Genomic DNA, 23,391 nt, shown 5'->3' on the forward strand with positions numbered 1-23,391 from the left:
TCATTCAGTTGTGCAAATGCACAATTAAGACAGTTGATTGTCCAATTGTGCTATGTACAGCTCCATCAACTGTTTCACATGACGAGGATCTTTTCCAGTCAATGCCTGGATTTTATCTAATCGATATCGCAGTGTATTACGGTGAATAAATAGACGATCAACGATTCTTTGTAAATCCCCGCCCTCTTCAATGTAAACCTTTAACGTTTGAACGAGTTCCGTTTCTTGTATCAGCGGATGATAAAAATCACTCCACCGTTTGCCCTCTTTGGCGGCTCTCGCTTTTATAAACAAGCTTTCAAGCTGATAAGATTCAAAAACATATATGCTTTCCTCTGGATGGAGCACCTTTCCTAACCGCAGGGCTTCTCTCGCATGCTGAAAGGACACCGGTAATTGACTCATGTCCTCAGCGACAGTTCCTACACCCACTAGCACTTTTCCATCAACTGCACCTGCCATTGTTTGCTGCAGCTGTTCGATCACATGCTTGAGTTGATGGTCACATATGGGCTGTCTTAAAAGGATCAATTCATGACGGAAGGTCATGCCTAGTAAATCATCCGCATTCTTATCGTATTGAATGGCATGCATCATTTTATGTACAGTGTCCTCAGACGATGGAATCGGCTGAAAAACAATAGCCATTCGCCGCTTGTCTAAATCCATTCCAAGCCAGTCAGCACGGTGCTTCAGCTGATGATCACCCATGTCAGATTCGGAGATGAGCTGATTCACAATTTCACTCTCTATTCGCTGCCGCCACTGGAAGCGTTCAAGCAGAAAAGATTGCTCTAAAACGAGCTCAGCTGCCATTTTCACCAGCTCAGCATGATGACGAATGTTCTCTGGCTCACCCGTAATCCCAATGACACCAACAACTTGTTCCCGAAAGCAAATAGGCAGATTGATTCCATGTCTCACGCCTTTTAAGCGGCGGGATGTCTCCTGATCAATCTCCACACTATCTCCGCTTGACAGCACTAGACGTGCTCCATCATGTTTTTGTCCAATCCTTTTTCGTTCACCAGACCCAATAATGACACCATCTGCATTCATGACATTGATGTTTTGATGTAAAATATGCATCGTACGTTCAACCATCTCTTGCGCCAATTCACTGGTTAAAAATTGCATTCAGCATCTCTCCTGAAGGGGTTTTCATTCAATGTATCATAGTGTCATTGCACAATAAATGCAAAGCTTCAAAAAACAGCCGTTGACAAAGATACGCCAAAAAGTGTTTAATCAAATCAAGGGACCGACCGACAGTCTAATCAAAAGAAAGGATGGCTTTATGAGAACCGTTAAACATCCTGAGGAACGCAAAAATGACATCTTAAATGCAGCAGAGAAGCTTTTTTCAACCAAAGGCTATCAGCAAACCACAATTATTGACATCCTCAAAGCCGTTGGCATTGCAAAAGGCACATTCTATTATTACTTTACTTCCAAAGAAGAAGTGATGGATGCAATCATTGACCGGATCATAAAGGCAGATATCATCGAGGCAAAGCGTATTGCCGCTGATCCAGATATCTCAGTGATTGATAAATTATTTCGCATCATCATGGCACAATCTCCTAAACAGGGCAGTCATAAAGAAGGCATGATTGAACAATTTCATCAGCCTGCTAATGCAGAGATGCATCAAAAAAGCTTGATCAAAGCCATTACAGAGCTATCACCCGTTTTAGCAGAAGTCATTCAGCAAGGGGTAGAAGAAGGGATATTTCAAACGGATTACCCGCAAGAAACTGTCGAATTTCTCCTCGCTTCTGCACAGGTTATCTTTGATGAGGGACTTTTCCAATGGACCACAGCGGAAAGCATACAACGGGCTCTAGCATTTATCGCAATCCTTGAAGCCTCATTACATGCAGAAAAGGGAAGTTTCTCCTTCCTTCTCCAACGTTTAACTGGAGAACCGGAAGACAATAATCAGTGATTGGTTACTTCAATACCAATCCTGCATATATTATAGACTGACGGTCGGTCTAAAAGGAGAGTGATTTTCATGTCGTTATCAGCCAAAAATGGCTCCACCCATTTTATCTATCTCGTTCTCGGGCAAATTATTTCCGTTTTCGGGTCTTCCTTGATTCGTTTTGTTCTATCTTTACACGTCTTGGATATGACACATCGTGTTGATTTATATGCCCTGCTTTTCGCTTTATCCAATATCCCACTCCTCCTTTCGCCATTAGCAGGAGCAATTGCTGACCGATTTAACAGAAGAAATTTGATGATTTTATTTGATGTTCTTACTGGCATTATGATTCTGGCTTTTTATTTCTGGTTATTTTCAGGTCATGATTCACTTTATATGATTGGAGCCGTCATGATTCTCCTTGGTGTCATGAGTACGTTTTATGCTCCTGCTGTGATGTCCAGTATTCCTCAGCTAGTGAAAGAAGAAAAATTAGAACAAGCGAATGGCATCGTGAATGGTGTGCAGGCCCTTTCAGGTGTTGTCGCTCCTATCATTGGTGGCGTTTTATACGGACTCATTGGGAGCCAGGTCATCATAGGCGCTAGCAGCATTGTATTTTTTCTATCAGCATGCATGCTTTTACGGTTAAAAATCTCTTTCTCACCTAGCCCACTCGCAGAACCGATGACCAAAGTACTCTTGAAAGATATGAAACAAGGCTTTTCCTATATCGGAAGCCAGCCATTTTTAAAAAGAGCCATGCTGCTTGCAGCGCTACTAAATTTCATCCTCACACCATTTTTTATCGTTGGAGGTCCCATTATTTTAAGGGTCACAATGAAAAGCAGTGACATCATGTATGGAATAGGAATGGGCATCATTGAGTTTGCCGTCATCGCAGGCGCCCTGCTAGTTGGGCTTGTAGCGAAACATTGGCGAATTCCTACTTTGTATCGCTGGCTGCTCGTCATCGCAGTCATTTTGCTGCCTGTTGCTTTTTCAACATCCAAGATGGCTCTTCAATTTGGTACATTTCCAGCCTATTTTCTCTTTTTAGCAGGTTGTCTCCCAATTGCCATGCTACTCACCATGATTTCGATCGTTGTCATCTCACATGTGCAAAAGAAAACACCCAATGCTCAATTAGGAAAAGTCATGGCCAATCTAACAATGGTCTCTCAATGTGCTGCACCGCTCGGGCAAATGATGTATGGGTTCTTGTTCAACACTTTTTCCACTAGCATGTATGTGACCGTGTTAATCGTGAGTGCCTTGATGTTTGCACTTGCCATCCTAACAAAAAATATGCTTCGACATGAAGGAGAATCAGCCTCATGAGATTGACGTTTATCAAAAAAGACCTAACCCGCCACCGTCTCATTTCAATCGGCTTAACCCTTTGCATCATGATGACATCATTTTTAGCAACAAGCGCTGCGCAAATGACGGCCCAGCTGAATGGTTCCATTTCTGATCTACTCCAATCAGCCAAAGCACCAGACTTTGTCCAAATGCACGATGGCAGCTTAGATGAAAAAGCGGTCGATATATTTTCAAGTAAACAGTCGATGGTGAAGGCACATCAAATTGTTCCAATGATTCCGATCGAACACGTCAGCATCAAGTTCGGGCAGGAGCCTGCTCAAGCGGGTGTGATGGATCATTTATTTGTAAAGCAAAATCGCTATTTTGATTTCCTTTTAAACGAACGAAATGAAAAGCTCACTGTAAATAAAGGAGAAGTAGCAGTCCCTATTTATTTTCAACAAAAATACCATTTAAAGATTGGCGAAAGGTTACTCATTACAAAAGGCTCTCATCAATTCTCTTTTCAAATCAAAACGTTCTTACGAGATGCCCAAATGAATCCAAGTCTTGTCAGTTCAAAGAGATTTCTTCTGCATGATGCGGACTGGGTGGCACTGAATCAAGTGTTTCAAAAAAAGGAGTACTTAATTGAATTTTTATTGCATGATGCTAGTCAAGCAGATGCTTTTCAATCACTCTATCAATCATCTGAGCTGCCACAACAGGGGCCTGCTGTCACATTACCCCTGCTTCGCATGCTGAATGCCCTAACAGATGGTATGGTGATCGCCATTCTCCTTCTTGTTTGCTTTCTGCTCATTAGCATTTCCCTCCTCTCTCTTCGTCTCGCTATGACCGCCGCTATAGAAGAGGATGAACGTGAAATTGGAATCTTAAAAGTACTAGGAATCCCTTTATCAAAAATCAAACAATTATACGTTGGGAAGTATGCTGTGCTTGCCTGTATAGGGTGTATAGCAGGATATTTGATGACACTCATGTTTGGTGATTTGTTTACAGCCAATATTCAGCAATATATGGGGAATCACTTCTCTTTTATTCATCAGGTGATCCCGCTTTTGGTGTCAATTTTGACGGCAATGATCGTCATCTCATTCAGCTATACTGTCCTAAGGAGATTTGGTCAAATATCAGCAGCTCAAGCCATTCAAGGCGGCATAAGCTCACCAAGCCGTAAAAAACAAATTCCTATGTACCTCCAGAAAAACAGATTCCTCCCAGTCAATTTTTGGTTTGGATTGAAAGATCTGTTCTCGCGAATAAAGATGTATTCAACAATTACCTGTATTATTGCGCTTTGTACATTTTTAATGTTAATGCCGATTCAGTTATGGTACACATTACAATCACCCGATTTCGTCACATATCTTGGCTCAGGAAAAAGTGACCTTCGAATTGATATTCGGCAGGGAAATCATTTAGAGAAAAGTACAAATAAAATAGCGTCTATGATTAGCGTAGACCAAGACATTCAAACATCTGCCGTCTATGAAACCACTTCTCTACAAGCCAAAACAATGGAGAATACATTAGAAACGCTTTATTTAGAAACAGGTGATCTATCAGCATTCCCTCTCACCTATTTACAAGGACGGGAACCGTTGAAGGAGGAAGAGATTGCTTTATCGGTATTGAGTGCTGACTCACTTCAGAAAAAGATAGGCGAAAAAGTCACTCTCGCCACAAATGGACAGCAAGTTCAAAAAATGGTTACCGGCATTTATCAAGACGTCACCAACGGAGGGAAAACAGCTAAATCATTATCTCAGCCTTTTCCTCATTCATCCCTTTGGAAAACCATTCAAATACAATTAAAACAAGGAATAGATATGGCAGGTAAAAAAGCAGCACTTGAAACAAATATGTCTCCTGCAAAAGTGACAGATATGAAAGAATATGTGCATCAAACAATAGGAAGCACCGCATCTCTAGTAAAAGTGATTGCATTATTTTCAACCATCGCAGCTTTTGGAACAGCCAGCCTAATGTTAATGATGTTTCTGCACATGTTAAGGGCGAAAGATTTAAATCGTACTCACTTGTTAAGAACGATTGGTTTTTCTCAAAAAGATTTAACCTATCAATACTTAACAAGTTTTATCGTCGTTCTCTCTATTGGCGCCTTCATTGGAGCAATCGCTGTTCATACTATTGGTCCGGCGTTGATGAGTGCAGGCGGAGCATCATTAGGAGCATCAAGCCTTCAGTGGTTAGCCCCGAAATGGGTTTGGATCGTGTATCCTATCCTGCTGTTTATGGTGAATTTAACTGTCATCTCGTGGCTATTGAAGTCCTTTTTTTCTAGTAAAATCAGCCGTCATACTCTTTCATAAGGAGATGTTTCACATGGAACAATTAATTGAAGCGAAGCAATTGTCTTTACAAATTGATTCATTAAAAGGACAAAAACAAACCATTCTTAGAAATATTCACTTAACCATTAAACGTGGAGAATTTGTCACCATTATGGGACCTTCAGGGTGCGGAAAAACCTCTTTGCTTTATCAACTTAGCGGTATAGAGACATCCTCCAGAGGAGAAATCAAATATAAAGGTCAACTGCTATCAGAAATGACAGACAAACAGTTAACAGCTTTACGCTTATCAGAGATGGGATTCGTCTTTCAACACAGCCACTTACTAAAAAACCTCAATCTATTTGATAACATCATTGCTGCAGCTTACTTAGCGAAGAAAATGCCGAGAAAAGAAGTCAATGAACGAGCAAAATATCTAATGGAGAAACTTGATATTGATCATTTAGCTGATAGATATTTATCAGAAGTATCAGGAGGACAACTCCAAAGAGCCTCTATCTGTCGAGCTCTTATGAATGGACCAAACATTCTTTTTGCCGATGAGCCCACAGGTGCTCTTAATTCAAGCACCACAAAGGAAGTCATGGATATTTTTTCACAAATCAATTCTGAAGGAACAACTTTGCTTCTCGTCACCCATGATCCAAAAGTGGCCCTTTGCTCTGAAAGAATTTTGTTTATGAATGACGGTCAAATTACAGCTCATTTAAATTTAGGAAAATACGATCGCTTTACCGCTGAGAAACGAGAGGCCTTGTTAAACAAGTGGTTACAAAACTTAGGGTTTTAATTGGTGTCAAACAGGCAGAAAGCTGCCTGTTTTATTTTTTCTTACACTCAAAGGAGTAATCCATAGTCAAACTATTTGTTTCTAGTATGATTTTGCCGTCTTCTTGTTGACAAGATTCTGTCAGTAACTCAATTTCTTTGCTATAAAAGTATCTCTTTGAGATATAAAGAGTGACTAAAACAAGTAAAAGCGTCGTCATCACAATTGTCATTTGCCAGTTTAACATTTGAAATCTTTTTTTCATTTCAACATCCTTTCTGAAAGGTCAACACTTGTCTCGGATATCCACCTTTCTCTGTAACTTCCAGTTTCTTTTCCAAAATCATCTAGCAACATCATAACTGATTTTCCCTTCTAGATCGACCTTTCATTCTTCTTCTCTCATAGCTAAAATAGCTTTATTTCATATATTCAGATGGTATTTTCGACCATAAACTTAAAACTAATAGTATCTATCACGTTTTTAGACTTCCAAAAAAAGATTTTACTCATTTGAATAAACAATCAATCATCATTACAATAACGTACATCTCATGACATAAGGTCCTTTTTATTACCTCCTGTCAATCACCTCCCAGAAACGATTATATTTTACCAAAAATTGTGATATCGTTTTTTATTGAAACAGGCGATAGGATGTTAAAGAGGTGAAATTTCCATGAAAATCATTTCAGCTGAACAGGTGGGGAACCGTTTAAATGATTGGCGAATTGCCATTCGTAAGCATGATGTACACAATGCAAAGACAATCTACACAGAATTAAAGGAATTACTTCAAGAGATGGAAGAGAATCAGGAGGTCTTGACCTACTATTCATTGCTAGAAGGCAAGTTTAAGCTCATGTTATATGAACGAAGAGGTAAAAAACTGAATGAACCGACAGTGCTAGAATACCCTTCTAAAACAAACGACTTAATTGAATATTATTTTTACCTATATAAAGCCCTTTACGCTTCATATAACAGAGACTATGCATCAGCCATCGGACTGTTTAAAATTGCTGAGAAAAAACTACAAAACATTCCTGATGAAATAGAAGTAGCAGAATTCCATACGAAGGTCGCAAACCTATATATGATGCTTCGCCAAAGCCTGATTTCACTTCATTATATTCAGAATGCCATCGATATTTTCAAAGGTCATGATGGCTATGAAAGAAGACTGGCAGCAGCTTTTGTGATCGCAGCCACCAACTTCATGGATATTGGCGATTTCAAAAGAGCTGAGAATTACTACACAAAAGCATTACACATCTCAAATCAATTAAACGATCATTTTTTAGCATCACAGCTTTATCACAATATCAGTATTCTATATGCCGAAGTTGGAGAATCAAAAAAATGTATTGATGCCCTAGAAAAGGCTCTTAGTGATGATGACTACCTTTCATCTTGTTATTTCGAACACTCCATGTTTATGTTACTAAAAGAGCTACTCTCCATTGATGAAAAGTCGCAAGCTCTCTATTATTTTGAATTAGTCAAACAAAAACAAGAAATAGACAGAAACCCCATCTATACAGCAAAAATGAATTTTCTCTATCACCTATATTTCACTGAAGACATATCCAAAAAAGCTCAAACCTGTTTCGATGACATCAGTATTCTGAAAGAATTAAAGGATGTTGAAGGTGCCCGTGAATTAAGTGCACTAGCTGCCAAACACTTTGAAGAGCTAGGTTCAATTCACCAAGCATACCTCTTTTTGAAGGATGCCTATCAATTAGAACACACTACACTTAATTGGAGGAATTATGATGAAAAAAGTGAGTTTACTCATTTTCGCTTTAGCCATCGTTGTTTTCGGACAAACGGTGTCTTACAATTCGTTAAATGATACACATCTTGGCCCAGCAGAACGACCTATCGGAACATAAACCAATACAATACAAATAACCACTTGCCTCGTTACAAGGCAAGTGGTCCACATTTATTTTAGTTCTTGATAAGAAATGAGGCGGTGAATATGTACCGCCAGATACGTAAGTTCGTCATTTGGAATAACAATACTATGCACCTGTTTAATATAATCTTTGATTTTGAAAGCTACATCCATCGCTTGAGGATACAAGTGTGCAATTTGTTCAAACAACTCATTTTCTTGATCTGATAATAATTTATTTGCGTAAAATCTTTCAACAAAGAATTTCACATGTGTAATAAATCGGCTGTAATGAATATTCTCTTGATCCATTTTCATATTCAACGTATAGCGGACAAGATTCACAATACTTCCGATCATCTTGGCATACTTCATGCCATCTTTGGAATCGGACTCTTCACCTAACGCATTAATTAAATGGAAGGCGATATTGGCCGCTTCTTCCTTTGGTAATTGTATGCCCAATGTATTGTTGACTAACTCAAGCGCATAATTACCTACTTCAAATTCTTCGGTATAGTAGTTTTTGATTTCCCAGTATACTCGATTTGTAATATTAATATTCTTCTTGTGCCGTTCTACTGCAAAATTCAAGTGGTCCATCAAGGTAAAATAGACACCAGAATTCAGACTTGAGTTTAAGCGTTTTTCAGCATATTGAACAATATGCTGAGTTAAATCGATAAACTCTTGCGGCATTGAATCTAATAGTTGGAGAAATTCCTTCGCTCTCATGTTATCGACAGACATAAACACTTGATCTGCCTTCTTTTCTTCAATCATTTGACCTGGTTTTTGTCCATAACCAATCCCCCGGCCGAATAGAACCATCTCCTGTTGGTTCTGATCTTCAGCCAGAACCACACTCGAGTTTAAAACTTTTTTGATTTTAAACATCGTTATCACCTGTTTTCATGATTGTGGTTTTTCAATCAAGCGATTCACCATTTGTTTCAATGACCTTTTTGTACCAATAAAATGAGTCTTTACGAGAACGTTTTAATGTACCGTTTCCATCGTCATCTTGATCTACATGAATGAACCCGTATCGTTTTGACATCTGTGATGTACCTGCACTTATAATATCAATTGAGCCCCAGCTCGTATATCCGAATAGGTCAACGCCTTCTTCCACCGCTTCTCTCATTTGGCGGAAATGCTCTTTGAAATAGTTAATACGATAATCATCGTGAATTGATCCATCACTTTCAACAACATCTTTTGCACCCATGCCGTTTTCTACAATGATCAGTGGTTTTTGATAACGATCATATAATTCTATTAAAGAAATTTTCAGACCAACCGGATCAATCTGCCATCCCCAATCAGTAGATGGAAGGTAAGGATTTTTGACCCCACGGATGGTATTTCCATCCGTTTTTTCTAATCCTTCATCAGCTGATTCAGTTAAAGACATATAGTAGCTGAACGAGATAAAATCTACTGTATTTTCTTTTAAAATAGAAAGATCATCTGATTCCATTTGGATATGAATGTTTTTTCTCTCAAGCATGCGCTTGATAAGCGGCGGGTATTCACCAAATACCTGAACATCTGCATAGAAATAGTTTTCTAAGTTTTGTTTCAATGCCCGCTCCACATCATTCGGATGACAAGTGTGCGGATACGTTGTTAATTTTGTCAGCATACACCCTACTTGACTGCCTGGTATGATGCGATGACAATCTGCTGTTACGAGTGCAGAGGCAATAAATTGATGATGGAGTGCTTGATAAACCGTTTCTTCCTCTTTCCCTTCTGGGCAGCGATCAGGAATAATTCCTGCTGTAATAAAAGAGTGGCGGTGAATACTATCTATTTCATTAAAAGTAAGCCAATATTTCACATCATGTTTATAGCGTTCAAAACATACATTGGCGAACTTAACAAAGAGATCAACGACTTTTCTTTCAACCCAGCCATTATATTTCACGCTCAGTGCTAACGGCATTTCATAATGTGACAGCGTCACAATCGGTTCTATGTTGTGTTTTTTCATTTCTGCAAATAAACGATCGTAAAATTGGAGTCCTTTTTCATTTGGTTCTTTCTCTTCTCCAGTTGGGAAGATACGGCTCCATGCAATAGAGATGCGAAGAGTTTTAAAACCCATTTCAGCAAATAGAGCCAAATCCTCTTTATAGTGATGATAGAAATCAACACCTCTGCGTTTTGGATACTTTTTATCATCTGGGTCTTTCATCGCTCGATCTATATTTTCAGAAGTAACAGCTAGATGCCCTTCATAATCTTCTACACTCAAATTAGACCTGTACATCGCAATATCAGCAACAGATGGGCCCTTTCCATCTACATTCCAAGCGCCTTCTGCTTGGTTGGCGGCAATGGCGCCGCCCCATAAAAATCCTTTTGGAAAACCTTTTATTGTCGTCATATGTTTAGCCTCCTAATTGGGTGATAACCATCAATGTATCTTGGCGATTGACCTCTTGTAATGGCTGTACCTTAATATCATATTGATCTGTATTCGTGATGACAGCAAGCGTAACTGGATCGTATCCTGCTTCCATGATTTTTTCTACATCAAATTCAATGAGTAAATCCCCTGCTTGTACACGATCTCCTGCCTGCACTTTTGGATAAAAATACTGTCCTTCCAACTGTACAGTATCAATGCCAATATGGAATAATACTTCAACCCCTTTGTCCGTTTTCATACCAAGTGCATGGTTTGTTTCGAACAGCAAGGTGACCTCACCATCTACTGGTGCATATAACGCTCCTTCTGAAGGAACAATGGCAATTCCGTCTCCCATGACCTTTGAAGAGAAAATATCATCTTTTACTTCAGATAGTGAGATCATTTGACCAATCACAGGGCTTTTGAAAGTTTCCCCTGCTCCAATTTGTTCAGCAAATGCATCTTGATCATTTGTCTTTTCTTCTACTTTTTTATCCTTACCTAATACAAAAGCAGCGATAAAAGCAACAACGAAGGAAATGACAGCTCCAATGACAGCAAACATTAGATTTCGTGGAAGCTCATCTGATATAAACATCGACATACTTGCTAATCCAGGACCAACAAGTACAAAGGCTTGTATACCAACTAATCCAATGAAGATCCCGCCAACAAACGAACCAATCATGACACTTCCAAGTACGCGTTTATTTTGAAGTGTCACACCATACAAAGCAGGCTCTGTGATGCCAAAAAATGCTGAAATTCCTGCCGAAATGGCTGTTGATCTGAGTACCTTGTCTTTCGTGCGTAGTGCCACTGCGAAACATGCCCCACTTTCCGCAATATTATGCGCAAGTGATGCTGGTAAATAAAGTGCTTCTTTCCCGAGGTTCCCCATCGTTGTCACTGCATAAGGGACCATTGCTTTGTGCATGCCTGATGCAACCATAAACGGGAGTACCGCTGCTAAAATTGCGACAGCTACCCAGCCTACTGTATTAAACATCGCAAGAATAACGGATGAAAACCCTTGTCCTGCTGTAAAACCAAGTGGTCCTAATAACAGTAACGTAACTGGTACAGTAATGACTAATGACATCATTGGGACAAAGAAAATCCGAATTGGTTTTGGTGAAAATCGTGTGAAGAATTTTTCCATTTGAGCGTAAAGCAATACAGAAAGGATTGCTGGAAACACTTGATACGCATAAGCTATATTTTTTACGTCGAATGACATTAATTGCGCACCTTCAGTAAGCATGGCTGTCATGTTCGGAAGAAGGAGTGCACCGACTGCTGATAATGCGACCAGTGGGTTTACCTTTAGTTTATTTGCCGTTGTGACAGCGACTAGTAATGGCAGGAAGTATAGTGGTGCGTCACCCACCATATTCAGTATTTGATAGGTTTGGCCTTTTGCATCCACCCAGCCTAATAAAGAGAAAAGGAGAAGAAATGATTTTAAAATTCCTCCGCCTGCGATAGCCGGAACAAGCGGCTGGAAGACACCCACAATGAAATCTAATAGAACTGTGCCTGCTTTTCTTTTTTCTTTTGGCTGATTGGATGGCATGCTTTGCCCAGACGAGCTGCCGCCCATTAAATTTGTTACCTGTTGATACACTTCAATCACGTCATTCCCAATGACCACTTGGCATTGTCCTGACATTCTGACAGCTATGACACCTGGTGTTTTTTCTAATGCTGGTACATCTGCTTTTTTCTGATCAATTAGTGTGAAGCGAAGTCTTGTTGAGCAGTGCTCAAGGTGCGCAATGTTTTCTTTACCACCTACATGCTGCAAAACGTCTTTGGCGACTTGTGTGTAATCCATTTCTTTTCCTCCTTTTCTCATACATGAGACCTATATTTTGGCAATAAAAAAAGGATCTAAAACGACAAATTAAAGAAATTCATCGTTTTTAGATCCTGCCTGCATGACCAGTCACATGTCTAATTTATTTATATTGGATTTGTTTTTAGTATATATTGATTATATGAAAGCGTCAACATTTATTTTTCTGAAATTTATTAAGGTCTATATACCCAAAATACTTTTCTTTATTTACTTAAAGCAACTCTTTTGTTCCTTCTATCATCAATCAACAAAATGTTTCTCCATAAAAAACCAGATAAGTTGATTCACTCATCTGGTTTAAGATGCCTATTTTCTCTTTTCTTCTGCTTTCTTTTTAAATGCTTTCGCTTGTTTTTCATATTCCTTTTTCGTGACAGCTTTTAACTCTACCGAATCGCCTGTCATGATATATGGTTTAGGGAGTTTTTTATATTCCTGACGCGTGAAAGCTCTTAACTCTATTGTACCGTTGGTCTTTTTAATTGGCAGTTTGATTGATTTTGCATCTCGATCAGTCGAACCTATCAGTACACCTTGTTCAATTATAGGATCATAGCTCATGTCTAAAAATCCTCCACCATCCGTAAAGCCTCCGACTTCTAATTTCATTTCTTTATATGGCTTACAACCATCTTCAGAAACAGTTGTTATTAGAAAAGAGCCGAGCCATCCATTCTCAATATGCATGCTGTCCATTTGTAAAAATAGTTGTTTGTCCTCTGCCGTATATAGAAAACCATATACCTTCGCTACTTTATCCCTGAAGTGTCTCATATTGTCATAAAATCTAGTTTCTGATGTATCAACTAGATGTTGATGTCGATCTTGAATTTGTTTGTGATACGAATCTAGCTTTTTTCGATTGGTTGCTTTATATATCCTGCTTTTCTTATCACCTTGTTTTTTTACAGATAGGTCTTTCCCAGACATTTGAACTTCGTATATGATTGTTTCTTTGCCTTGTTTGACTCGAAATTCATAACCGTTTTCCTTTGAACTCCCGGACACTACATATTGTTTTTTATATATTTTGGGATCCCACCATATTTCTTCTATATACTTTTCATTCAAATGCCCCGTTACTTTGCCTTTATTCTCAGATATCTCAAACCAGCTCATTCTATCCTTCGTTTTATACGCAAATGCATAGGCATGATTCAATGAATTCTTTTTTGCGATTGCTTGATATGCTGTCCAGCCGCCTCCACCTAAGATGAGTACTGCCAGGATAGACACGACCCACATTTTCAATTTACTCATACGTACCTCCACTCATATATGTTTTGAAAACCTTCATGATCCCTATTTATTCTGATCGCCCTGAAATGCCATTCACAACATTCATCTGTTCCAACACGATCTACTTTTGCCATTCTATCGCCTTCTTTTTGAATGCTTCTGTTTGTTCTTGATATTCCTCTTTCGTGACCGCTTTAAATTCTATTGTCCCGCCTGCCATTTTAAAAGGAAATTTAATGTATGTTGCGTCTCGGTCAGTTTCACCTAAAATAAAACCCTTTTCAATTGCAGGATAAGTACTCAAATCAAACATCATCCCATCTGAAACTCCACCAGCTGTATGTTTCGTTTCTTTATAAGGTTCACCACCATCTCCTGGGGCCTTTCTCATTAGAAAAGAACCTGCCCATTCAGACTGCATATACATTCGTTTTACTTTTAGAAATAGTTGGTACGAACCATCCTCTGCCGTATACAGATAACCATAAGCGCCTGTTACTTTCTTAATGAAGTTTCGTACATAATCATGAAATCTATTTTCCGTGTCATCCATCAGTTTCTCATATCGAGTATGAATGTCCTGTTGAACAGCACGTAGGTTTTTTTGATCAACTGCTTTGTATGTGATGCTGTGCTTTTCACCTTGTTTTTTCACAGAAAGATCCTTTTCGGCAAGGTGCACTTCATATGTGACCGTTTCTTTCCCTTGCTTCACATAAAATCCGTAACCGTTTTCAATTGATTTCCCAGTTAATTGATATTTGTTGATAAATAGATTGGGATCATAATGCCTTTTCGGGTTTTCCTCTAAAATGGTTTCATTCAGATGACCTGTTACTTTTCCGTTTCTTTCCGTTACCTTGAACCAGTTCACACGATCATGAGTCTTATATGCAAAGGCGTAGGGATGATTCAAACCACTCTTTTTTGCGATTGCTTGATAGGCTATCCAGCCGCCTCCACCAATCAGTAGTACCGCCAGAATAGTCATAATCCAGATTTTCGATTTACTCATATGTCCCCTCCAAACTATGATCGTTCACTCTATATGAAGGATTCATCTTATTGATTAACCAATCAGTGATCTCTTCACCTCCTTTCTAGCATTTATTTTTTTCTCATACCTCTTGTATCTGCAGTTATACATCGTTTATTATATATCTAAATGATATATCTTTTAGATAGGTGTGTTAATCAATGAAAAAATACAATGATACGACGTATGCGATTTTGGGGATTTTAACGACAGATTGTAAGTCTGGGTATGAAGTGAAGCAATTAATTGATAGGAGCTTGCATCACTTTTGGAAAATTAGTTATGGACAAATTTATCCAGCTTTAAAGTTAATAGTCGAGGAAGGGCTTGCGAAGGTTTCACCCGCTTCTACAACTGGGCGCTCAGACAAGCGGGAGTATCATCTGACTGAAAAAGGGCTGGACACGTTGAGGCAATGGCTGGCGCAGCCGCTCGATCAAGTACCATCAGAACGAAATGAAGTGTTATTAAAGTTATTCTTTGGTCAATATCTTTCGTTTGATAAAAAATTGGTGCTTTTAGAAGATTATGAGAGGCAGCTCCGTATCCGTTATGAGACATATGTTGCGATTGAACAAAACATTCAAGAGCTGTATCCAGATGAAGCTGATGCGAAGTATTGGCTATATACATTAGATTACGGAAAGAAAGTGGCGCAGGCTGGAATTGATTGGTGCGTGGAGACCTGTGAATCGATGAAGAAAGAAGGATGAACAAATGAAAAAAAATATACGTGCTGGCAGGTATACAACAGACAATTCTGAGCCGATTGTTGTGTTCATTATCGGAATGAGAATCAATAAACGCTGGGCTGTCCATCAATGGTTGCCAGTATTTAAGGCGATGCCGGGGATGATCAAAGAACTTTATACACATCAAGAAGAGCTTGGTTTTCTCGGGACAGAAAATTACTTCGGTTTACGCACCACCACCATGATCCAATATTGGAAATCAACAGAGGATCTCCTTGCCTACGCCAAGATGGAGAAGCATTTGGCTGCTTGGAAAGGATTTAACCAAAGAGCACGAAATAATGACGCGGTCGGAATTTATCATGAAACGTATCAAATTCAAGCCGGCTCATATGAATCTATCTACGTGAACATGCCTTCATATGGATTGAGCCAAGCTAAAGCGCCCATCCTAATTGGAAAAGGGAATGGAAAAGAAACCGCAAAAGAACGCCTTTCTACAACAAATTCCTAGAGCTGATTCTCTAGGAATTTCTTTTTGCAACCATCACAAAATGTTTTAATATGCGGGCAGTTAATCCCCAAATGGTGTAACGATCGTAATCATAAAACCACTCCTCAATCGAACGACTCCCCCAGCTGTATTTTTCACCATTCATGATTTTTTCATAAGGAAAGTCCTCTCCTGGTGTTGGCTGCACCGATACATGGTGTAAGTATGGTTCGTATTGGCTGAGCCATGATAGAGGCACAGTAAAGGTCTCCTCTACTTCTTCTTGATTAAAGGAATGTTTGACCTGCTGTTCATCAATGATTCCGACAAATGGATATACCACAAAGGATGGAGAGGCAATATAAGGACTGAGCTGCCCTAACACCTTGACGGATTCGGGCGGAATCCCTAGTTCTTCATATGTTTCCCGCAGTGCAGCTTCTTGTGCGGTTTCGTCGCCGTCGAGTTTGCCTCCTGGGAAGCTAATATCGCCAGGCTGTTTTCTCATCGTCAGTGATCGCACTTCAAATAAAACATGCCATTCCCCGTTTACTTGCACCAAAGGGACAAGGACTGCCGCTTTGAACGCTGTCTCTTCTCCGATAAATAGCGGCTGTGATTGATGTAAGTCACTTTTTAATTGATCAATGAACATGGGCATCACCTATTTTCTGTTTCTCTTTTCTTTAGCGTATCATTGATTACCTTTTGAATAAAGGCGATCTTTCTGACAATTATTTTTATCATTTTGACAATTATACTTGTCAAAATGAATATAATACTTTACAATCAAGATAACATTTTGATCAGAGTTGAGGTGACAGAATGAAAAATCGGCTAAAAGAGCTGCGGGCACGTGATGGTTTAAACCAAACGGAGCTTGCGAAACGGGCAAAGGTTTCTCGCCAGACGATCAGCTTAATGGAACGAGATGAATTAATGCCGTCTCTCTTACTTGCTATGAGGCTTTCACGTATTTTTCAAGAACCCATTGAACATATTTTTCTATTCGAGGAGGATGAACTCACATGAAAACTGTATACAAAATGCTCTTAGGTGCTCTCCTTGGTTTTCTCGGTGCTTACTGTTTGCTGGCATCCGAATTTGAGCTGACACTTCTGCAAGCTGCATTTGAAGCGACTCTTGTCATCACTGGCTTGACAGTTCTATTCATCATTTATTGTTTTTCAGGCATTTCACGCATGAAGAAAAGAGTCTCTCTTTCGGTATCTGGTGATGAGGAGGATGAACTCGAGGTAAAACAGTATCGAACCTTTACTGATGTAACATTAGCTAATACGGTGAGTACCATTTTATCGATTATTGCAATTGGAATTTCCATCGTAACCGAGCAGCCACCTTGGCTGATTCTCGCAAATGCTGCCTTATTTTTGATCACCGTCATTCTTTCTTATGTGTCGACCTCTGTCCTAAAGCTCGTCTATCCTAATCGTCACCTACCTAGTCCAACCGATAAAGATTATGGCAAAAAACTGCTCGCCATTTCTGATGAAGGCGAAAAGCATGTGATGCTCGATGGGCTTTTTCACACTTTTCAAATGATGAATATTTTATTGACCGGTGCCATGTTTATTTTGATTGTCTATTCTCTTGGCGCCAATCACTCTCAGCTCTTCTCCATCATCGTCGTTGGACTTGTTCTGATCATTCTTAATGCATACTATATGTTGAAGATTCGAAATCGTTAAATAAGCAAAAGCACAGCCATTTAAAAAGGCTGTGCTTTTTTCGTTCATTATGCTGAACGACGTTTCTGTCGTGCATAAATCAAAAATAAGAACCCAAACCATACGGGTGTCAATAACAGGGCTGGACGTGTTGCATCAGCGAAAAGCATGATGACAAGAATGGCAGCAAAGAGCACAAGAACCGCTATATTCACAAAAGGTGTAAATGGCGCTTTAAAGGTAGACGCCTTATGCAGTTCAGGACGTGTTTTCTTATATTTCAGATGGCATATTAAAATAATACTCCATACCCAAATGAAACAAATGGCACTGATTGTTGTCACAATACCAAAGGCTTGTTCAGGAATCAGCTTGCTTAAAAGAGCCCCTACTGACACCACAATCGTCGAAACAAACAGGGCATTACTTGGAACAGCATGTTTATTTAGACGGCCAAAGGATGCTGGTCCTTGTTTTTGATGACTGAGATTATACAAAATTCGGCTCGTTGAGAACATACCGCTATTACAAGCAGACGCCGCAGATGTCAGGACGACAAAGTTGATGAGTCCCGCCGCTACTGGTATCCCAATGAGCCCAAAGGTTTTCACAAAAGGACTTTCTGATGCACTGAGTTCTGTCCATGGGTTGATGCATAGTAATACAAAAATCGCACCTACATAGAAAAATAGAATTCTTAATGGAATTTTATTAATCGCAGACGGGATGTTTTTTTGCGGATTCGCTGTTTCTGCTGCTGACACACCGACAAGTTCCACGCCCACATACGCAAAAATCACCATCTGGAATGACAATAAGAAGCCTGTCACACCATTTGGAAAGAATCCTCCGTGTGACCACAGATTCGTTACCGTCACGGGCCCTGCATCTGTTTGGAAACCAATGATTAACAGGACAATTCCAACGCCAATCAACAGTAATATCGTAATCACTTTAATCAGTGCAAACCAAAATTCCATTTCTCCAAAAAGCTTCACCGTTAATAAATTAAATCCTAGCAAAATCAATAAACAAATAATAGCAGGAATCCACTGCGGAATATCAAACCAGTACTGCACATACACCCCGACCGCAATAACATCTGCCATCGCTGTCATAATCCAGCAAAACCAATACGTCCATCCTGTCACAAAGGAAGCCCACGGTCCAAGATAATCCTCTGCTATATCCGTTAAAGACTGATAGCCCGCCTTAGATAAGAGCAATTCTCCAAGTGCCCTCATGACAAAAAAGATGGCCATTCCGACAATTAAGTACGCAAAAATGATCGATGGTCCTGCCAATTGAATGGCCTTTCCAGACCCTAAAAACAGCCCAGTTCCAATCGTTCCGCCAATGGCAATTAATTGAACATGACGGTTTGATAAATCTCGCTTTAACTCTTGTTGTGCCAATTCCAACACCCTCCTACGACACGATCCTATACTGAAATAATGAACTCTCAAAAAGTCCATAAAAAAAGAGATTGGATGCGCTCCAATCTCACGGTCATAAAAGAATAGCAAAATAGAGAAAAGCAATACACAGTATGATCCATGCATCACAAATACAATATTTCGTACTCTTCTGTCCTTTTGCCTGAGATTGTGAACCCTTCGGCGCCGCACATACATGCGGTCTCTCCAGAAGCTGCTCCTGCCATAGTGTGACCCACAGCAATCATAGCCTTCGATATTTACTTTAAATGTTGCTATTTCTGAATAATTTTATATTTTACGCCTCTAAAAGAAAGCTGTCAATGGTAATCTTTTAAGATGTTGTTTCCTCCTTATCTGAAGCTGATATGACATCACTTCATCAACACCCCTTGATTAAGGTATAATGAAACAAAGAATGTTCGGCTCGTTTGGTGGAGACATCCATCTTGATGATGAACCATAGTTAGGCAATCCAATGAAGTTGGTGAAGACAAATGAAAAAAATGAACAAACAGCGTGTGACATTACAAGAAGTCGCTCGGCATGCCGGTGTATCGACTTCAACGGCCTCACTCGTTGTTCGCAACAACCCTAGGATCTCTGAAGCCACCCGGAAAAAAGTGCTGCAATCCATGGAGGATTTGGGATACGTGTACGATCGCGTCGCTGCCAACATGCGGTCGAAAAGTTCAAATATTGTAGGTGTGATCGTCACGGATATTTCAAACACCTTCATTTCTGAATTTTTAATCGGTGTGCAAACCACCCTTGAGTCACTTGGCTATACCGTTTTACTTGGGACAACCTTTGATAGTGTGGATAAGCAGGAGCGGCTCATCTCCACAATGGTAGAGCACCGAGTGGGTGGAATCATCTTAAATCCAGCATCGAAAAGTTCGACACGCACGGTGAAACAATTAAACAACATTCGCACACCAAAAGTATTGGCAAACCGTGAATTAGCAGATGTCCATTGTGATTATGTCGGCGTTGATTATGAACAAGGCACTTGGATGGCGGTCCGTCATCTTCTTCAAAAAGGGCATCGCCGCATCGCCTTCTTAGGTGGAATCAAATCCTCCTCGACTTGGATTGAACGGATGAAAGGGTTCAAAAGAGCCCATGATGATGAAGACCTAACGATGGATGAATCTCTTATTATCGATATGGTGCCTACCCGTGAAGGCGGGAAAGAAGCCCTTGCCCAAGTGATTGACCTTCCCGAACCACCTACTGCTATTTTTTGCTTCAGTGATTTAGTGGCGTTTGGGGTGATTCAGGAATTGGCAGCGCGTGACATCAAGCCTGGTGAAGACATTGATGTAGTTGGGTTCGATAACATCCCTGAAGCGGAGATGTATCACCCGCCGCTCACCACAGTCTCATCATTTCCACGATCCATTGGAGTCAAAGCAGCCAACCTTTTGTATCATAAAATGAACGAGCAGGATGAAGAACTGCAGCGATTGATATTAAAGCCTCAACTTCATATTCGAGAAACCTCGACATGATCATGAAAAGGAGAATTGCAAAGCGATTCTCCTTTCAGATTGTTGACAAAGGGCTAAAATGAACTTTATTTTAGCCCTTTGTCTTCTTTTCAGCGTGATAGAAAACCTTTGCAGTCTAGGAAGGACGAGCACTGGCACGGAGCGAATTTGACATTCGTGAGTACCAGCGCACAGGACTGACAAAGAATGCGAGGGTTTGTCTACACGCTGAAAGGAGAATTGCAAAGCGATTCTCCTTTTTTTATTGATCAAGTCAACTATTTCTTTATTACATTTTTCTTTTTTTAAATCGCAAAGTCATAAACTTGACACATTTTATACACAGGAGTATATTTATCTCGTTGCTTCTTTTAGTATATCGTTATACCTTTTGTGAACATATCGTTATTTATCATATCAACTACAGTTAAAGATGGATCTTTTGATTCTGATCAAATCGAGGAAGTCCATCAACTTATGATAACTGTTATTATTTTTAATTATTTAGTAGAACGATGTACTTATTTGAAGAACAGATGAATATTCATTATTTTTCATCAATCACACAAGGGGTGTTGTGATGGACTTAATATTATTTACGTTTAAGGAAATAACAAAGGGTAACAAGAATTTGGCCCGAACAGGGTTTCAAATATAGGAGTGGGAACATGAAAAATCCATACATTAAATCATCACTTGGCATGTACTTAAACTATTTCATGCTAGGCATGATCAATATTATTGTGGCATCAAACATGGAAAGCTTATCTGAACGCTACCATGTAGATATTCCAAAAATCAGCTTGCTTGTATCAGCAATCGGGATCGGTAAATTAATTGCTCTCTTTTTCTCTGGTCGACTGGCAGACAGCTGGGGGCGAAAACCTGTCATTATTACAGGTAACTTTCTCTACTTATTATTCTTAATTGGGATTCCAATAACGACCAATTATACATTGGCTTTCATTTTTGCCATTTCCGCAGGGATTGCAAACTCATTACTTGATTCAGGGACATATCCTGCTTTGACAGAGTCATTTCCTAAAAAAGCAAGTTCAGCTTCTGTTTTAGTAAAGGCGTCTGTATCAATTGGTGCGACTGTTCTTCCATTTATCTTGGCATTCCTTATTGCACATGACATCTTCTGGGGCTGGGCATTCTTTGGTCTAGGACTTCTCTATTTACTTGTAGGCATTTACTTGATCTTTATGCCGTTCCCAAATCATAAGCAAACGGCTTCTCAAAACGATCTTCCCGTTCAAGAGCAAATGAAGGAAGAACCGAAAATGTTTGGTGAAGGTTTAGCTGTTGTACTTATGGGATTCACGTCTACTGCATTATTTGTCGTATGGCAAACTTGGCTTCCACAGCTCGGGTTGAAATTGATTGGGCTTAGCTCAGGACAAGCGACACAGCTTCTTTCTTATTTTAGTATTGGTGCACTCGTATCTGTTCTATTGCTTTCAATCGTATTAGATAAATTCATTTCACCGATTATGGTCGCCATTATTTACCCAATCGGGGCATTCCTTGCAATGCTTTCACTATTTCAAATCGAAACGTACGGCATTGTCATTGTTAGTACCTTTTTCTTAGGATTATTTACAGCCGGCATTTTCCAGTTGGCGATGAGTATTATGATGAAATTATTCCCTACAAACAAAGCAACGGCTTCATCATATGTCAACATTGCGGCAAGCTCAGCGTTTATCCTTGTTCCGCTGATTACAAGCGGACTCGTCAGCACGTACGATATTAAAATGACTTTATTCTTTGATATGATCATTGCGGTCATCAGCGTATTGTTAGCAGTCTTTGTTTTACGACGCATGAAAAAATTGTTTAGATAATTAAAGGAGATGTCAATCATGACAAACATACACGAACGTAATATTGATGGAAAAACAAAATTAGTCGGTCTTCTTGCAACACCAATCGGACACAGCCTGTCACCACGGATGCACAACCTTGGCTATACACTAACAGGAATCAACTATGCTTACCTTGCTTTTGAGGTAGGAAATGATGAACTAGAAGCAGCAGTAAACGGGATGAAAGCAATGGGTGCAGCTGGATTTAACGTATCCATGCCGAACAAAATGAAAGTACTCGATTACTTAGATGAACTAGATGATTCTGCAAAATATACTCGCGCAAGCAACACAGTTGTGAACAAAGATGGCAAGCTGGTTGGTTACAACACAGATGGTCTTGGTTATGTAAGAAACTTAATTGAACACGGCGTTGAATTAGCTGGACAAAAGGTTACACTCGTTGGATCTGGCGGCGCTGCAACACCGATCGCCATTCAGCTTGCACAATCAGGTATTCGTGAAATTAGTATTTTTGCTCGTAATGATCAATACTTTGTTCAAGCAGAAGAAAATGTAAATTACATCAACAACGAAATGAAATCATTCGGTGTCAAAGCGAATATTTTCCCACTTGAAGACAAAGACGCTTTCCGTCGTGAAGTAGCTGAAAGTGCGATCTTAGCAAACGGGACAAGCCTTGGCATGAAACCATTAGATGAGCTCAGCATTATTGACGATACTCTTGATGTATTACGCAAAGACTTAATCGTGACAGATGTCGTCTACAACCCGCAAAAAACAAAACTTCTTGCTCAAGCACAAGAAGCTGGTGCCAAAACGATTAACGGTCTTGGCATGATGCTATGGCAAGGTGCCCTTGCGTACAAACTCTTTACTGGCGAGGATATGCCAGTTGAACAAGTAAAACAAATTCTATTTGAAAATGACCGTTTCTAAACGAAACA

General features: G+C 39.7%; 20 protein-coding genes and 1 riboswitch. Of the genes, 12 read left to right on the top strand and 8 right to left on the bottom strand.

Going from position 1 to position 23,391, the window contains the following annotated elements:
* Nucleotides 1-24: 24 nt before the first annotated feature.
* On the bottom strand, nt 25-1,137 hold the full coding sequence (locus tag NST24_RS18930) for a sugar diacid recognition domain-containing protein (protein WP_342462120.1): 1,113 nt from the start codon (nt 1,135-1,137) through the stop codon (nt 25-27).
* Between the two features lie 160 nt (nt 1,138-1,297).
* Here NST24_RS18930 and NST24_RS18935 point away from each other — a divergent pair, with 160 nt between their 5' ends.
* The 5 genes from NST24_RS18935 (at nt 1,298) to NST24_RS18955 (ending at nt 8,207) form a co-directional block, all read left to right on the top strand.
* Nucleotides 1,298-1,948, top strand: coding sequence for a TetR/AcrR family transcriptional regulator (locus NST24_RS18935; protein WP_148943223.1), 651 nt, complete (start codon nt 1,298-1,300; stop codon nt 1,946-1,948).
* 69 nt (nt 1,949-2,017) lie between these two features.
* The gene (locus NST24_RS18940) at nt 2,018-3,271 is read left to right on the top strand and encodes an MFS transporter (protein ID WP_342462121.1); all 1,254 of its coding nucleotides are present in this window, start codon (nt 2,018-2,020) and stop codon (nt 3,269-3,271) included.
* Nucleotides 3,268-5,595 (top strand): ABC transporter permease, encoded by a 2,328-nt coding sequence (locus NST24_RS18945; RefSeq protein ID WP_342462122.1) that lies wholly within the window; start codon nt 3,268-3,270, stop codon nt 5,593-5,595. The genes NST24_RS18940 and NST24_RS18945 overlap by 4 nt, the downstream gene beginning before the upstream one ends.
* Nucleotides 5,596-5,608: 13 nt before the next feature.
* Complete coding sequence (locus tag NST24_RS18950) at nt 5,609-6,370, top strand: ABC transporter ATP-binding protein (protein ID WP_342462123.1); 762 nt, start codon at nt 5,609-5,611, stop codon at nt 6,368-6,370.
* A gap of 658 nt (nt 6,371-7,028) precedes the next feature.
* Nucleotides 7,029-8,207, top strand: coding sequence for an aspartate phosphatase (locus NST24_RS18955; protein ID WP_024720457.1), 1,179 nt, complete (start codon nt 7,029-7,031; stop codon nt 8,205-8,207).
* Nucleotides 8,208-8,300: 93 nt separating this feature from the next.
* Here NST24_RS18955 and NST24_RS18960 read toward each other — a convergent pair whose 3' ends face one another.
* The 5 genes from NST24_RS18960 to NST24_RS18980 form a co-directional block, all read right to left on the bottom strand.
* The gene (locus NST24_RS18960) at nt 8,301-9,149 is read right to left on the bottom strand and encodes a PRD domain-containing protein (protein WP_008347382.1); all 849 of its coding nucleotides are present in this window, start codon (nt 9,147-9,149) and stop codon (nt 8,301-8,303) included.
* A gap of 31 nt (nt 9,150-9,180) precedes the next feature.
* Nucleotides 9,181-10,647 (bottom strand): glycoside hydrolase family 1 protein, encoded by a 1,467-nt coding sequence (locus NST24_RS18965; RefSeq protein ID WP_025208280.1) that lies wholly within the window; start codon nt 10,645-10,647, stop codon nt 9,181-9,183.
* A gap of 4 nt (nt 10,648-10,651) precedes the next feature.
* Nucleotides 10,652-12,511, bottom strand: a complete 1,860-nt coding sequence (locus NST24_RS18970) for a beta-glucoside-specific PTS transporter subunit IIABC (RefSeq protein WP_057078837.1) — start codon at nt 12,509-12,511, stop codon at nt 10,652-10,654.
* Nucleotides 12,512-12,841: 330 nt separating this feature from the next.
* Nucleotides 12,842-13,795, bottom strand: a complete 954-nt coding sequence (locus NST24_RS18975; RefSeq protein ID WP_342462124.1) for a hypothetical protein — start codon at nt 13,793-13,795, stop codon at nt 12,842-12,844.
* A 100-nt stretch (nt 13,796-13,895) separates the two neighbouring features.
* The gene (locus NST24_RS18980) at nt 13,896-14,789 is read right to left on the bottom strand and encodes a hypothetical protein (protein WP_342462125.1); all 894 of its coding nucleotides are present in this window, start codon (nt 14,787-14,789) and stop codon (nt 13,896-13,898) included.
* 182 nt (nt 14,790-14,971) lie between these two features.
* On the opposite strand from NST24_RS18980, the gene NST24_RS18985 reads away from it, so the two are divergent.
* Nucleotides 14,972-15,523 (top strand): PadR family transcriptional regulator, encoded by a 552-nt coding sequence (locus tag NST24_RS18985; protein WP_342462126.1) that lies wholly within the window; start codon nt 14,972-14,974, stop codon nt 15,521-15,523.
* Between the two features lie 4 nt (nt 15,524-15,527).
* On the top strand, nt 15,528-16,016 hold the full coding sequence (locus NST24_RS18990) for a DUF4188 domain-containing protein (RefSeq protein ID WP_125589239.1): 489 nt from the start codon (nt 15,528-15,530) through the stop codon (nt 16,014-16,016).
* A gap of 10 nt (nt 16,017-16,026) precedes the next feature.
* On the opposite strand, the gene NST24_RS18995 is transcribed toward NST24_RS18990, so the two are convergent.
* A complete protein-coding gene (locus NST24_RS18995) occupies nt 16,027-16,650 on the bottom strand; it encodes a CoA pyrophosphatase (RefSeq protein ID WP_024720463.1) in 624 nt (207 codons plus the stop codon).
* Nucleotides 16,651-16,820: 170 nt separating this feature from the next.
* Here NST24_RS18995 and NST24_RS19000 point away from each other — a divergent pair, with 170 nt between their 5' ends.
* Together NST24_RS19000 and NST24_RS19005 are read left to right on the top strand one after the other, a co-directional pair.
* A complete protein-coding gene (locus NST24_RS19000; RefSeq protein ID WP_008347396.1) occupies nt 16,821-17,027 on the top strand; it encodes a helix-turn-helix transcriptional regulator in 207 nt (68 codons plus the stop codon).
* On the top strand, nt 17,024-17,704 hold the full coding sequence (locus NST24_RS19005; RefSeq protein ID WP_341018060.1) for a DUF3169 family protein: 681 nt from the start codon (nt 17,024-17,026) through the stop codon (nt 17,702-17,704). Before NST24_RS19000 ends, NST24_RS19005 begins: the two co-directional genes overlap by 4 nt.
* Before the next feature lie 47 nt (nt 17,705-17,751).
* On the opposite strand, the gene NST24_RS19010 is transcribed toward NST24_RS19005, so the two are convergent.
* Complete coding sequence (locus NST24_RS19010; RefSeq protein WP_024720465.1) at nt 17,752-19,098, bottom strand: amino acid permease; 1,347 nt, start codon at nt 19,096-19,098, stop codon at nt 17,752-17,754.
* A 162-nt stretch (nt 19,099-19,260) separates the two neighbouring features.
* Nucleotides 19,261-19,340, bottom strand: a riboswitch (glycine riboswitch).
* 276 nt (nt 19,341-19,616) lie between these two features.
* On the opposite strand from NST24_RS19010, the gene NST24_RS19015 reads away from it, so the two are divergent.
* The 3 genes from NST24_RS19015 (at nt 19,617) to NST24_RS19025 (ending at nt 23,383) form a co-directional block, all read left to right on the top strand.
* Nucleotides 19,617-20,633, top strand: coding sequence for a LacI family DNA-binding transcriptional regulator (locus tag NST24_RS19015; protein WP_024720466.1), 1,017 nt, complete (start codon nt 19,617-19,619; stop codon nt 20,631-20,633).
* 647 nt (nt 20,634-21,280) lie between these two features.
* Entirely contained in the window at nt 21,281-22,462 is a 1,182-nt protein-coding gene (locus NST24_RS19020; protein ID WP_163116116.1) for an MFS transporter, read from the top strand.
* 18 nt (nt 22,463-22,480) lie between these two features.
* On the top strand, nt 22,481-23,383 hold the full coding sequence (locus NST24_RS19025) for a shikimate 5-dehydrogenase (RefSeq protein ID WP_008344408.1): 903 nt from the start codon (nt 22,481-22,483) through the stop codon (nt 23,381-23,383).
* Nucleotides 23,384-23,391: the final 8 nt, after the last annotated feature.

The sequence above is a fragment of the Bacillus sp. FSL R5-0286 genome (assembly GCF_038593245.1).
In the GTDB taxonomy this organism is placed as follows: domain Bacteria; phylum Bacillota; class Bacilli; order Bacillales; family Bacillaceae; genus Bacillus; species Bacillus altitudinis.